We start from the raw sequence: 11,805 nt of genomic DNA, 5'->3' as shown, positions 1-11,805 counted from the left end.
GGCGTGGGGGGACGGGTGGGTCGCGGACACTCTCGGAAGTCACCCTTCGGCATGTCGTAGGCAGTGGCGACGGCCGCAGCGAGCCAGCCATGTGGATCGATGTTACGTGGTCTACGTAAACCCAGCGGACCGGCGCTCACGTGCTCGCCTGCGGCGCTCCGGGAGGTCGTGCGCGATCCAGGATCGAGTTGCTTCCGCGCGACGATGAGGCCACTCGATCGTGGATCGAGCGTGATCTTGCTTGCGCCCGAGGTCGATCTGCCGCTCCGTCGGCGCGGGTTGACGCTCCGTTAACTCATCGAGTGGTGTCATTGACCGCTACGGTTAACACTCTTTAAGATTTGGCTGCCTCGAGGAAACCGACCCTGTCCACCCGTACGCCCGGCCGGCGCTGGCGGCACCACCAGCGCCGGCCGTGGCCGCACGGCGCCGCAACCTGCCAACGGGAAGGCCCTCGATGTCCGCACCGCGTCCCCGCCCCCGCTCGGCCCTGGCCGCCGGCCTGCTCGCGCTGGTCACCGCCGGCGCGACCCTCGCCGTGACCCCGACCGCCGCCCAGGCCGTGGTCCTGCCGAACAACTTCAAGAGCGTCGGCTACATGCCGTCCTGGGCCGGCAACGTCAACACGGTCCAGTACGGCAAGCTCACCCACATCAACTACGCCTTCGTGCTGCCCAACAGCAACGGCACCCTGCGCGCGGTGGAGAACCCGAGCAAGCTCTCCTCGCTGGTGTCGCTCGGGCGAGCCAACAACGTCAAGGTGTCCATCGCGATCGGCGGCTGGAACAACGGCGACGACTCCGCCTTCGAGGCGCTCGCCGCCAACGCCGGCACCCGCACCACGTTCGTCAACAGCGTGGTCAGCTTCGTCAACCAGTACGGTCTGGACGGCGTCGACATGGACTGGGAGTACCCGGACCCGGGCGCCTCGGCGAACAACTTCAGCCTGCTCATGCAGCAGCTCAGCAACGCGCTGCGCCCACAGGGCAAGCTGCTCACCGCCGCCGTCGTGGCCGAGGGCTACTACCGCGACGGCGTACCGGCCGCGGTCTTCAACTACGTCGACTTCCTCAACATCATGGCGTACGACGGCGGCAGCCCACACGCCAACTACGACTGGTCGATCAACGCGGTGAACGGGTGGAAGGCCCGCGGCCTGCCGGCCAGCAAGGCCGTGCTCGGCGTGCCCTTCTACAGCCGGCCCGGCTACTACACCTACTCGCAACTGGTCGGCATGGACCCGGCCAACGCCAACCGGGACTGCACCACCGTCGGCGGCGCCCAGCAGTGCTACAACGGCATCCCGACGGTCAAGCGCAAGACGCAGTGGGCGATGGCCAACGCCGGCGGCATGATGAACTGGGAACTCACCCAGGACACCACCGGCTCGACCTCGCTGGTCAGCGCGATCTACGACACCGTCATGGGTGGTACGCCGCCGCCGAGCGGCCGGACCGGCCAGATCACCGGCATCGCCGGCAAGTGCGTGGACGTCGCCGCCGCCGGCACCGCCAACGGCACCGCGATCCAGCTCTACACCTGCAACGGCACCGCCGCGCAGCGCTGGACCGTCAGCAGCGACAGTACGCTGCGGGCCCTCGGCAAGTGCATGGACGTGACCAGTGCCGGCACGGCCAACGGCACCACGATCCAGCTGTGGGACTGCAACGGCACCGGCGCCCAGGTCTGGCAGGCCCAGTCCAACGGCACCCTGCGCAACCCGGCCTCGAACAAGTGCCTGGACGCCACCGGCAACAGCTCCGCCGACGGCACCCGGCTGCAGATCTGGGACTGCTTCGGCGGCGCCAACCAGGTCTGGCGCCTGCCGGCCTGACCTTGACGGCCCCGTCCACGCCGATCCGGTGTGGACGGGGCCAGCCGCCTGGTCCTCAGCTCGTACGCAGGTCGATCCAGTAGCGCCGGGTGCGGCCCAGCTCGGTGTCGCGTACGTCTTCGAGCACACCGCCGTTGCGTTCGATCGTGCGGGCCGACGCGGTGTTGTGGTCCGCGCAGGTGACCAGGCATCGGTCGATCCCCCGGGCCTGAGCGTGCCCGAGCGCGACCCCCAGCGCCCACCTCGCCAGGCCCCGCCCGCGCGCCGACGGGCGCAACCCGTAGCCGATGTGGCCGCCGGCGCGCAGCAGGAAGTCGTTCAGCCGGTGCCGGAGCGAGATCGCGCCGAGATACGTGTCCTGCTCGACGATCCACCAGTACGTCGCATGAACCCAACCGTCGGCTACCGGGATCGACTCGTCGGACTGGCGGCGAAGCCGCGTCACCCACTCCGCGAAGCCCGCGACGGTGTCCACCTCGTCGGCGTCCCGTAGGCCACTGCCGTCCTGATGGACGCCGTGACCCCAGTCGTCACGCGCCGCGAGCCAGGAACTCCGCAGCCGGGTGGTGGGGGCGATCAGATCGGGCACGCGCCGATGCTAGTGCCGACTCCTCGAACGTCGAGCCCATTCTTACCGTCGAGCACCGTCACTGGATCCGACCCACCAGCACCGTCACCCGGATGTCCTCGCGGAAGCGGGTCTCGGGATGCAGCGCGCGGCGAATCCGCTCGGTGAGCTCCGACCGCTGCTCCGGCGCGGGCAGGTCGTCGACGGAGAATGTCGAGTAGACGCCGCCGACCAGCTCGTCGAGGGTCATCTCGTCGGTGTAGTCGACCGTAATCTGGTCGACCTCGTAGCCGGCGGCGACGAGAATATCCCGGTACCGCCGCTGGCTGGCGGCATCGGTGCCACAGGTCCGAGTCAGTTCGACGCCGCGCCACTGCTCCAGAACCGCGCGCAGCGCGCGAGACCAAGCGGTGTCCTGGAGCCACAGCGGTGTCCCGTTGGTCACCACGGCCACCCCACCACCCTTGCGGAACAGCGGTGCGAGCCGGGGGAGCAGGGTGTCGGGGTCCATCCAGTGCAGGGCCTGCCCGATGGTGACCGCGCCGACCGTCCCACCACCGAGCAGCGCGCCGAGCGCGGGCACGTCGCCGTCCGCGCCGAGCAGCCAGCTGACGTTGTCGACCTGCTGCGCCCGGGCCGTTCGGCGGGCGAGCACCAGCATGTCGGGCTCGGGATCGACCCCCACCACCGCCCGTACCCGTGCCGCGATCGGCAGGGCCAGTTGGCCCGTACCGCAGCCGAGATCGATGACGGTGTCGTCCGGCGTCAGCGCGTGCGCCTCCGCCAAGGCTTCGAACACGGCTGGTGGGTAGCCACGCCGGTACCGCTGGTAGAAATCAGCCACCTCGCCACCGAAACCCAGGTCCATCACCCCAGCATGGCCGGCCGGAACACCGCGGAACACGGCGTTCTGCTCACAGCATGTGCTAGTCGGCGTCGCCGCGCGAGGTGCCGTAGCCGAGGGTGAGGTCAGCGAGCACGGCGGGGTCGGCGATCTCGCCGAGGCGCAGCGGCGGCGCGGTGCTCTCCGCCAGGTCGTAGCGCACCGGGAGGTCGATCAGCGTGGTCATCGGACTGCCCGCGAAGGTGGTCATCGGTACATGGTCCGCGAAGTGCCACAGGAGTGGGGTGCTCGGCACCGCGACGCAGTAGGAGCCCGGGTTGTCCGGCGGCCGCATCGACGGTTGATCGACCCGCCGATGCGGCCGGTTCTCGACTGGCTGCCGGCGTAGGGTTGAGGTGGCGAAGGGGGCTGCTGGTGATCCCCACCCTGATCCTGTTCGGCCTGGTGTTCGGTCGCTGGTGGCGGTCGACCCTCGTGGTGGCCGCCCTGGGGTGGCCCGTCCTGCTCGTGGTGACCGACGCGCTGGACGTGGAGCCGAGACTGCTCACCGCTGCCGTACTCGCTGTCGGCAACGCCGGCGCCGGCGTACTGATCCATCAGGGCATCCGGTGGATGGTCCGGAGACGCGAGGATCACCGGGGGCGATGATCGGCGAGGGCGGTGCATCTACCCCCGACCGGCGCCGGCCGGCGGGAGTGGCGTCCCACCCGTGTCGCCGTTGCCACCGGTAGACGACCTTGGGATGCTGTGCCGGTGTCCTCCCTACCCGTGAGCGCCGCCGAGACCGTGATCGACCAGCCGATCCGGGCCCAGTTCGAGGTCTTCCTCGACCAGCACCGGGCCGAGCTCAACGGCTGCCTGGACGGCCTCACCGAGGAGCAGGCGCGCCGTTCGCTGGTGCCGTCCCGGACCACCCTGCTGGGCCTGGTGAAGCACGCGACGTTCGTCGAGAAGGTGTGGTTCGACGAGGCCGTGACCTGCCGGACGCGCGACGAGATCGGCATCCCCGCCACGCCGGACGAGTCGTTCGTCCTCGACGACGCCGACACCATCGCCGGCGTCCAGCAGGCGTACCGGGAGGCATGCGAGGCGTCCCGCCGCGCGACGTCCTCCCTCGACCTGGACGACCTGCTGCCCGGCAACCGGCGTGGCCCGATCCCGCTGCGCTGGGTCTACCTGCACATGCTGCGGGAACTCGCCCAGCACTGCGGGCATGCGGACATCCTGCGCGAGCAACTCCTCGCCGAGTGACGCGGGACGCGCGTCGCGCTACGGCCGCACGGCGTAGCAGCCCCGCCGCCCCACAACTGGTAGGCGCCGAGCACCGGGTTCGCCCAACCCGCACGGCGAGATCCTTCGGACAGCCGTCGACCAGGATTGTCCCGCCCAGGAGAGGAGCACGGCCAGATGCCGGAGTCGGATACGGCCGAGGCGGCGGCGATGCTCGGACAGGCCCGCCGAGTTGTGATCTTCACCGGTGCGGGCATGTCCGCCGAGAGTGGGGTGCCGACCTTCCGCGACGCCCTCACCGGGCTGTGGCAGCGGTACGACGCCCACGCGCTCGCCACGCCGGAGGCGTTCCGTGCCGACCCGGCCCTGGTGTGGGGCTGGTACGAGTGGCGGCGCTGCGTTGTCCGGCGGGCTGAGCCGCACGCGGGCCACCTGGCCGTGGCCGCGATCGAAGCCCGCGCCCCGCACGCCGTCGTGATCACTCAGAACGTCGACGACCTGCATGAGCGTGCCGGTTCGACCACCCCGGTCCACCTGCACGGCAGCCTGTTCGCGCCGCGCTGCTCCGCCTGCGCCCAACCGGCACCGGTGCCGGAAGGCGGAGCCGAGGAGCCGGGCGAGGGCCGGCGAACACCACCGCCCCGATGCGCGTACTGCTCGGCACCCGTCCGGCCGGGCGTGGTCTGGTTCGGTGAGGCGCTGCCGCAGCCGGCGTTGGAGACGGCCGCCGAGGAGGCCGCCTCCTGCGACCTGCTGTTGACCGTGGGCACCTCGGGCCTGGTGTATCCGGCCGCCGAGATCCCTCAGGTAGCCGCCCGGCTCGGCGCCACGGTGATCCAGATCAACCCGCAGCCGACGCCGCTGGACGCGGTGGCCGACGTGAACCTGCGTGGCCCGGCAGCCCAGGTGCTACCCGCCCTCGTGCAGGCCGCCTGGGGCGACGCCGATCAGCCGCCGCGGTCTGGCTGACCAGCCGGCTGGTGGAATCGGCCCGGCGAGGCAGTCGGGTCGGCGGCTGCGGTGGCCCGCCGGGGCGTACCGCCTGGCGGGCGTGCCCGTCAACGACGCCGCTGCTGGCGTGGCGACCTCGTCCCGGCCGGGTGCTGGTCCGACGTTTCCGGACGCTCGACCCGGGTGGGGTTGCCGCGTACCAGCTCGTCGTGGACGTGCCAGCGAGCGGTGGCGGCGGCGTGCGCCAGTGCCTCGTCGTCGCGCTCGATGCGCTGTCGCAGCAGCCGCAGCGCAATGCGCCGGTTGAGGCTGAACTGCCGCTCGGTGTCGACCACCACGACGATCCCCGACGGGCGGTGCGTCGCCCGTACCGCCGTGCTGGCCTTGTTCCGGTGCTGCCCGCCGGGACCGCCGGTGCGGCAGGCGACCATGTCGACGTCCGCCTCGGAGAACACGGTACGCGGAGTGTCGACCCGAACGGGTCGGGCGGTGACGTACCAGTTCTTCCGGCCGGTGCTCGTCCGGTAGGGGCTGGCCGCCTGCCAGCACAGCGTTCCGGTCCACGAGGCGGCGAACGACGCAGCGTCGGGTCCGGCAATCTCGACCAGCACCGACCGGTAGGTGTCGGGCCGGTCACCGGACACGGTCTCGACCCGACGGGTGCGTAGCCGGTGCCGGACGGCGTCGGCCTCCAGGCGGCACAGCAGCCGGCCGAGCGCCCAGGCACACTCCTGCGGGCCCCGCCCGGCCGACATGAGCAGGTGGACGCTCACCGACGGCCCCGTCCACGGCGGTCGTCCCGGCGGTCCCGTTGCGCCGTCGAGCCGACGTCGGGCGTCTTGTACGTGACCAGGGGAACCGTGGTGGCCACCGGCGTCGCCAGGTCGTGCGCGACGAGGTCGGCGATCACCTGCTCGATGCGCTTGTAGGCCGACGGTGCCTCCTCGAAGAGCAGTTGGCGGTCGCCGCACACCACCAGCGACCCCACCGGCGTACGGCGCAGTTCCTCGACGGTGTGCTTGGCCCGACCTCGGCGCAGCGCGTCGGCGCGCGACATTTTGCGACCCGCGCCGTGCGCCACCGAATGGTTGGCCTCCGGCCCGGCATGCGCGGCCACCAGATAGGACGGTGTACCACGCGTGCCGGCGACGAGCACGTCGCGGCGGTCACCCGGTGCCGCCCCCTTGCGGTGCAGGTAGACCCCGTCGTGGACCTCGACCAGGTTGTGACACTGGTCGACGACCGGCTCGGTCGGCTCGGCGCCGAGGGCGTGGGCGACCCGGGCCGCGAGCAGCCGGCGGTTGAGCGATCCCCAGCGCACGGCGTCGTCGTGCATTGCCAGGTAGGCGGCCGGGTCGGCAGCGGGACCGGCGCCGTGCAGCGCGGTGTGAGCCCGCAGGATCCGCTCGCCCAGTCCTCGGGAACCACTGTGGACGACGAGGACGAGGTCGCCGGCGGTGAGCCCGAGCCGGCTCGCGTGGCCCGGCTCGAACACGGTCTCGATCCGGGCCAGCTCGACGAAGTGGTTACCCCGGCCGACGGTCCCGAGCCCGTCGAGATGACCGGCGGGAATGTCACCCGCCACGACGGCCCAGGCCGGGTCGTCGGCGTCCCGCTCCGGGTCCAGCGGGCGGTCGAGGTCGGGGAACCGGGCGGCGAGCCTTTCGGGTACGGCCCGCCTGAGCCTGATCGGGAACACCGCGATGCCGCAGCCGATGTCGGAGCCGACCAGGAACGGGTACAGCACGGTCGACGCCATTGCGGCGCCGATCGGGGCGCCCTTGCCGGGGTGCAGGTCCGGCATGGCGGCGACGTGGACCATGCCGTCGAGGGCCGCCACCTGGCGGCACTGCGCGACGGCGTCGGATTCGATCCAGCTGGCGGGAGAGGCGAACACGGTTACCGTGGCCGAGGTGGATCCGGGCAGGCCGACACGCGGAAGGGGCGGCTGAGACAAGGACGTTCTCCACTGGTGGGAAGACAGGGCGGACGGAACTACGGCGTGAATGGGCACCCCTGGTGCCGGTGCAACGTGGGCGCTGTCCGTCAGAACGTCATGAGCCCACCTTCCCGGAGCCGATCCGCCGCAGCAAGCGACTTTCGGCGCAGGGTCGTCCGGTCGGCGTGCCGTGGGGCGAGCCGCAGGGACCCGCGAGGCGCGGCGTGTCAGGCCGGGATGACCGGATTTCCGCGGATGCCGGCGTCCTCGCAGGGCCAGGGTCCGGCGGCGAGCGCTGCCAGTCCGGTGCCGCGAAGGATGAGCAGCTCGTCGTCGAGCGCGAACGCGATCGTGCCTCCGTCGAGCAGGAGCATTCTGCTCATGACGGCTTGGTCGTCCCCGCGGCTGAAGAGTTCGTGCTGGTGCAGGTCCGAGTCGATGGTCAACAGCGTTCCGTCACGCCAGAAGACGGTGGTGCCGTCGGCGTCCAGAGCTGGATACGTGGTGTAGTAGCCGGTGAGGGCCGGTCCGTCGTCCCATGTACTCGGGTGTCTCGTGCTGAGGGGTCACCGTACGTAGCGTCGTACCGTCGGCATTGACTGCGGTGAGGGCGGGGCGATTCGGGCCGTCGCCAGGTCGACCCACACCGTGGTGGGTCACCCAGATGGTGCCGTTCGCGTCGACGCGCGGCGGGAACGGGTGGCCGGTGAAGGTGCGCTGCCAGATCCTGGCTCCGGTCAGGTCGACGGCGGTGAGCACCGTGCTGTAGAGGTTCTCGGCGCTGCGGCTGCGGCCCGCGTAACTGGTCACGTAGATCGGGCCGGCCGGGTCGGCGGCCGCCAGTCCCCAGACCTGCCCCGGCATCCGCACGCTGTCCGGCACGTTCGCCACGCCGCCCCCCTTTCTGCCACCACACGCCCCACCGATCATGACCTACTCCGGGCGGTCGGCGACCAGACTCGGTCGGCAGCGAGCGCCGGGCAGGGGTGGGATCAGCTCACGGCGTGGCGTACGGACGCTCGGCCGGAAGCCGGCTCGCCGCCGGCGCCAGGTCGCCGGCGCGCATCAGTTGGTGGATTTCGCGACAAGTGGCGGTGATGTCCTCGATGCCGACGATCCACTCGTCCACGAAGCGAGGCACCGCCGAGCCGGACAACCCGATCTGGATGGCGCGATAGGGCAGCGGCCGCAGGTGGAGGTCGCGTTCGGGATCCCACTGGACGCGTACCGGTGCCCGCAGCGACCGCTTCCACTCGTCCCGGGTGGCGTGCACGTCGGGGTCGTAGCTGCTCGCCGCGCTGTTGGCGAGCGCCCAGGCGAAACCGTCCCGCCGGATCCGGATCGCCAGTACCCGTTCCTGCCCCTGCTTGGTGGCCCAGCCACTGCGGTACATCATCCAGAGAAACGACGGCTTGATCCAGGTCATCCGGTCCCGTTTGAACCCGGCCGCGAAGCGTCCGGCGGCGACGGCCGCCTCGGCGATGTGTGGGGAGTACGCCTGGTAGACGGTGATCGTCTCCGCGTCGTACAGGGCCCTGATCTGGCGGGCCGGAGTGGTGCTCACGCCGGGCACGTTAGCCAGTGTCGCGCTACATCGTCATCCTGGTTTCACCGCGGGGCGGAACGGTGCGGCGTGGCGTACGGCGGCGAATGTCCGTCCTGACCGCTATCCTCACGCCTCGTGATGTCGCCGAACGTGTTGCCGGTCGAGCTGTTGGAGTTGTTCCCGGACGGGGATCCGGGCCAGCGTTCGTTGTCCGTGTCCCTGCCGCCCGGGCGGACGGTACGCGGTGCGGAGGGTGCCGGTGAGCGGCCTGCGCTGTGGGTGAGTGACGGTCCGGCGCCGGCCGGGCTGTGGTCGCAGTTGCACGCGGTGCACCAGCGTTCCGGGCTGTGGCCGTTGCTGCTGGACAGCTACCACGGGGACGCCGCGCGCCCATGGGATGAGGGCGAGGTGTGGCCGGACGACACGTCCGCGCCCGGCCAGCACGATCCCGAGCGCCTGCTCGCCGGCTGGTGGGCCGGCTACACGCAGACCGATGAGGACGATCAACTGTCCGGGGAGGAGCGGTTGGCGGTCACCGCCCCGTACGGCCGGGACTGGCCGGGACTGGCCGCCGCGGTCCGGCCGCGGGTGGCGCCGGAGCAGCATGCGGACCACTGGGCCGAGCAGCTGTCACAGGCCCAACCCGCGATGCGCCTCGGGCTGGTCGCCGTGGACCGGGGCAGTGACGTGCTGGCCGTCGCCGGCTGGCAGGGCGCGGTCAACTACACCGGTGAGCCCGCCGAGCGGGGGGCCGTGCTGCGCAGCTGGGAGGACCGGTTCGGGGCCCGGGTGATCGGCGTCGGCTTCGCCGAGCTGTACCTCAGCGTCGCCGCGCCGCCGTCGGGCACCGACGAGGCGTTGCGGGTGGCTGCCGAGCACTTCGCCTTCTGCCCGGACAACATCTGGCAGGGGCAACGCCCGTGCACGCTCGCCGGCTACGCCGACCGCCTCATCGACGCCCCGACCTGGGCGTTCTGGTGGGACTGACGGTCCGGCGTACCCGCAATCGTGAGGGTGACCAGGAATCCTGAGTGGTCGGTCGTGCCGGCCATGCCGATCGACCTGCTGGACCGGATCGTGACGTCGGCCGTGGCCATGAACTGCTGCACCCCGCCGTCGTGCCGGTGCAGGTAGTCAGCCGGGACGCAGGACCGCACGTCGGGTGAGCCGCCGTGCCGGAGGTTGAGGTCGCCGCTGACCATGGTGGGCTGGTAGCGGGTGCGGCGATGCAGCTCCGGGATGGCCGTGCCGAGCAGGTGCCCGCACTGGGCGAGTGCCAGAGTCGCGCTGGTGTACGCCAGGTGCGTGGTGCACGCGTAGAAGACGGTGGTGGCGTCGACGCAGAGCCAGGCCCGTTGCTCGGGATCCGCCGGGTCCTGCGCCGGGTAGATCCCGCGGTGCACCTCGTGACCGCGGTACGGCGCCGGGATGTGCGCCAGCACGCCCACGCCGTACTGCTGCCCGTTGAGGCAGCGGTAGGGGGGCGCCGTTGCGGCCGTTGCGAGCCGGCTGGAAGGCCGCGACCACGGTGCCGCCGTGCACCTCCGTCAGCACCCGCTCCAGCTCGTCCACGTCGCCGGAGCAGATCTCGTTGAGGGTGACCACGTCGGGCGTCTCGGTGCGGATCACCTCGGCGGCCCGGGCGACCGCCCGGCCGGTGTAGCAGCCGGTGGCCATGCCGCTGTTGCAGAGGTTCAGCTGGAGCACCCGCAACTGGGTGGGCCCGGCCGGGTCGGCCACCGAACACCCGGCCAGCAACGCGGCGGCGCAGATCAGGCGGACGACGGCCACCAGTGGCCGCGGGATGCGGTACGGACGACCAGCCATGCACCTGCCCTGCACTACCCGAGGGGCTGACAGCTTATCGGCACCGCCGCACCCGCCGGCCATGGTCGTGACGGTGCGGAACCCGGCAGAGCGCCGTCGGTGCTGCCGGCTGAGCCGGCTCAGCCGTCGATCCGAGTGATGTTGCGGATCTTGTTGGCGGCGTCCAGCGCGGCCACCTTGTACGCCTCGGCCAGGGTCGGGTAGTTGAACACCGCGTCGACCAGGTAGTCGACCGTGCCGCCGCAGCCCATCACCGCCTGTCCGATATGGACGATCTCGGTGGCGCCGGTGCCGAAGACGTGTACGCCGAGCAGCCGGCCGTCGTCCGGCGAGACGAGCAGCTTCAACAATCCGTACGAGTCACCCACGATCTGGCCGCGGGCCAGCTCGCGGTAGCGCGCGATGCCCACCTCGAACGGCGTCGAGCTGTCGGTCAGCTCCTCCTCGGTCTTCCCGACGAAGCTGATCTCCGGAATCGTGTAGATGCCGATCGGCTGCAACCCGTGCATCGCCCGGGCCGGCTCGCCGCAGGCGTGCTGCGCGGCCAGCCGGCCCTGCTCCATCGACGTGGACGCCAACGCCGGGAAGCCGATCACGTCACCGACCGCGTAGATGTTCTCCACCGCGGTGCGGTAGTTCGCGTCCACCTCGATCCGGCCGCGTCGGTCCGCGGACAGACCGGCGGCGTCCAGGGCCAGGCCGTCGGTCTGACCCTGGCGACCGGCCGAGTACATGACGGTGTCCGCGACGATCTTCTTCCCGCTCTTCAGGATGCACAACGCCGCCGTCTGGTGTCTCTCCACCGCGGCGACCTCCTCGCCGAAGCGGAACGTCACGGACAGGTCGCGCAGGTGGTACTTGAGCGACTCGACGACCTCCTCGTCGCAGAAGTCGAGCATCCGCTCGCGGCGTTCCACCACGGTCACCTTGGTGCCGAGCGCGGCGAACATGGAGGCGTACTCCATGCCGATCACGCCGGCGCCGACCACGACCATGCTGCGGGGTACCGCCTGGAGGTGGATGACCCCGTCGGAGTCCACGATGGTCCGCTCGTCGAAGTCGACGC

At 71.2% G+C, this 11,805-nt stretch carries 16 protein-coding genes; 6 read left to right on the top strand and 10 right to left on the bottom strand.

Going from position 1 to position 11,805, the window contains the following annotated elements:
• The first annotated feature begins 457 nt into the window (after positions 1-457).
• On the top strand, positions 458-1,834 hold the full coding sequence (locus tag C1I95_RS26865) for a glycosyl hydrolase family 18 protein (RefSeq protein ID WP_111217888.1): 1,377 nt from the start codon (positions 458-460) through the stop codon (positions 1,832-1,834).
• A 55-nt stretch (positions 1,835-1,889) separates the two neighbouring features.
• On the opposite strand, the gene C1I95_RS26860 is transcribed toward C1I95_RS26865, so the two are convergent.
• From C1I95_RS26860 to C1I95_RS35425, 3 genes are read right to left on the bottom strand one after another with little or no spacing between them, the layout of a single operon-like run.
• The gene (locus C1I95_RS26860) at positions 1,890-2,423 is read right to left on the bottom strand and encodes a GNAT family N-acetyltransferase (protein WP_111217886.1); all 534 of its coding nucleotides are present in this window, start codon (positions 2,421-2,423) and stop codon (positions 1,890-1,892) included.
• A 58-nt stretch (positions 2,424-2,481) separates the two neighbouring features.
• Positions 2,482-3,270, bottom strand: coding sequence for a methyltransferase domain-containing protein (locus tag C1I95_RS26855; protein WP_111217884.1), 789 nt, complete (start codon positions 3,268-3,270; stop codon positions 2,482-2,484).
• Between the two features lie 58 nt (positions 3,271-3,328).
• Positions 3,329-3,496 carry a hypothetical protein gene (locus tag C1I95_RS35425; RefSeq protein WP_158566481.1) on the bottom strand — a complete coding sequence of 56 codons (168 nt, stop codon included), beginning with the start codon at positions 3,494-3,496 and terminating at the stop codon, positions 3,329-3,331.
• 164 nt (positions 3,497-3,660) lie between these two features.
• Here C1I95_RS35425 and C1I95_RS26845 point away from each other — a divergent pair, with 164 nt between their 5' ends.
• From C1I95_RS26845 to C1I95_RS26835, 3 genes are all read left to right on the top strand, one after another.
• Positions 3,661-3,894, top strand: a complete 234-nt coding sequence (locus C1I95_RS26845; RefSeq protein ID WP_111217880.1) for a hypothetical protein — start codon at positions 3,661-3,663, stop codon at positions 3,892-3,894.
• A 105-nt stretch (positions 3,895-3,999) separates the two neighbouring features.
• Positions 4,000-4,497 carry a DinB family protein gene (locus tag C1I95_RS26840; RefSeq protein ID WP_111217890.1) on the top strand — a complete coding sequence of 166 codons (498 nt, stop codon included), beginning with the start codon at positions 4,000-4,002 and terminating at the stop codon, positions 4,495-4,497.
• Between the two features lie 156 nt (positions 4,498-4,653).
• Complete coding sequence (locus C1I95_RS26835; RefSeq protein WP_111217878.1) at positions 4,654-5,445, top strand: SIR2 family NAD-dependent protein deacylase; 792 nt, start codon at positions 4,654-4,656, stop codon at positions 5,443-5,445.
• A gap of 89 nt (positions 5,446-5,534) precedes the next feature.
• Here the strand turns inward: C1I95_RS26835 and prfH are convergent, their stop codons facing one another.
• The 5 genes from prfH to C1I95_RS26815 form a co-directional block, all read right to left on the bottom strand.
• A complete protein-coding gene (prfH, locus tag C1I95_RS26830) occupies positions 5,535-6,200 on the bottom strand; it encodes a peptide chain release factor H (RefSeq protein WP_111217876.1) in 666 nt (221 codons plus the stop codon).
• Positions 6,197-7,384 carry an RNA ligase RtcB family protein gene (locus C1I95_RS26825; RefSeq protein WP_111217875.1) on the bottom strand — a complete coding sequence of 396 codons (1,188 nt, stop codon included), beginning with the start codon at positions 7,382-7,384 and terminating at the stop codon, positions 6,197-6,199. Before C1I95_RS26825 ends, prfH begins: the two co-directional genes overlap by 4 nt.
• A 209-nt stretch (positions 7,385-7,593) precedes the next feature.
• The gene (locus C1I95_RS36620; RefSeq protein WP_233513906.1) at positions 7,594-7,749 is read right to left on the bottom strand and encodes a hypothetical protein; all 156 of its coding nucleotides are present in this window, start codon (positions 7,747-7,749) and stop codon (positions 7,594-7,596) included.
• Between the two features lie 73 nt (positions 7,750-7,822).
• Complete coding sequence (locus C1I95_RS36615; RefSeq protein WP_233513905.1) at positions 7,823-8,257, bottom strand: hypothetical protein; 435 nt, start codon at positions 8,255-8,257, stop codon at positions 7,823-7,825.
• A gap of 106 nt (positions 8,258-8,363) precedes the next feature.
• Positions 8,364-8,930 (bottom strand): DUF4291 domain-containing protein, encoded by a 567-nt coding sequence (locus C1I95_RS26815; protein ID WP_438941342.1) that lies wholly within the window; start codon positions 8,928-8,930, stop codon positions 8,364-8,366.
• 120 nt (positions 8,931-9,050) lie between these two features.
• On the opposite strand from C1I95_RS26815, the gene C1I95_RS26810 reads away from it, so the two are divergent.
• A complete protein-coding gene (locus C1I95_RS26810) occupies positions 9,051-9,899 on the top strand; it encodes a DUF4253 domain-containing protein (RefSeq protein WP_111217873.1) in 849 nt (282 codons plus the stop codon).
• Here C1I95_RS26810 and C1I95_RS36610 read toward each other — a convergent pair.
• A complete protein-coding gene (locus C1I95_RS36610; RefSeq protein WP_233513904.1) occupies positions 9,848-10,360 on the bottom strand; it encodes a hypothetical protein in 513 nt (170 codons plus the stop codon). The genes C1I95_RS26810 and C1I95_RS36610 overlap by 52 nt on opposite strands.
• Positions 10,361-10,401: 41 nt before the next feature.
• Between C1I95_RS36610 and C1I95_RS36605 the strand changes: the two genes are divergently transcribed.
• A complete protein-coding gene (locus C1I95_RS36605) occupies positions 10,402-10,575 on the top strand; it encodes a hypothetical protein (protein ID WP_233513903.1) in 174 nt (57 codons plus the stop codon).
• Positions 10,576-10,858: 283 nt separating this feature from the next.
• Here the strand turns inward: C1I95_RS36605 and sthA are convergent.
• The coding region (gene sthA / locus C1I95_RS26800) for a Si-specific NAD(P)(+) transhydrogenase (RefSeq protein ID WP_111217872.1) at positions 10,859-11,805 on the bottom strand (947 nt) is incomplete at its 5' end.

Source organism: Micromonospora craterilacus (assembly GCF_003236315.1).
Classification (GTDB): Bacteria; Actinomycetota; Actinomycetes; order Mycobacteriales; family Micromonosporaceae; genus Micromonospora; species Micromonospora craterilacus.
This window is presented reverse-complemented; position numbering and strand designations above follow the sequence as displayed.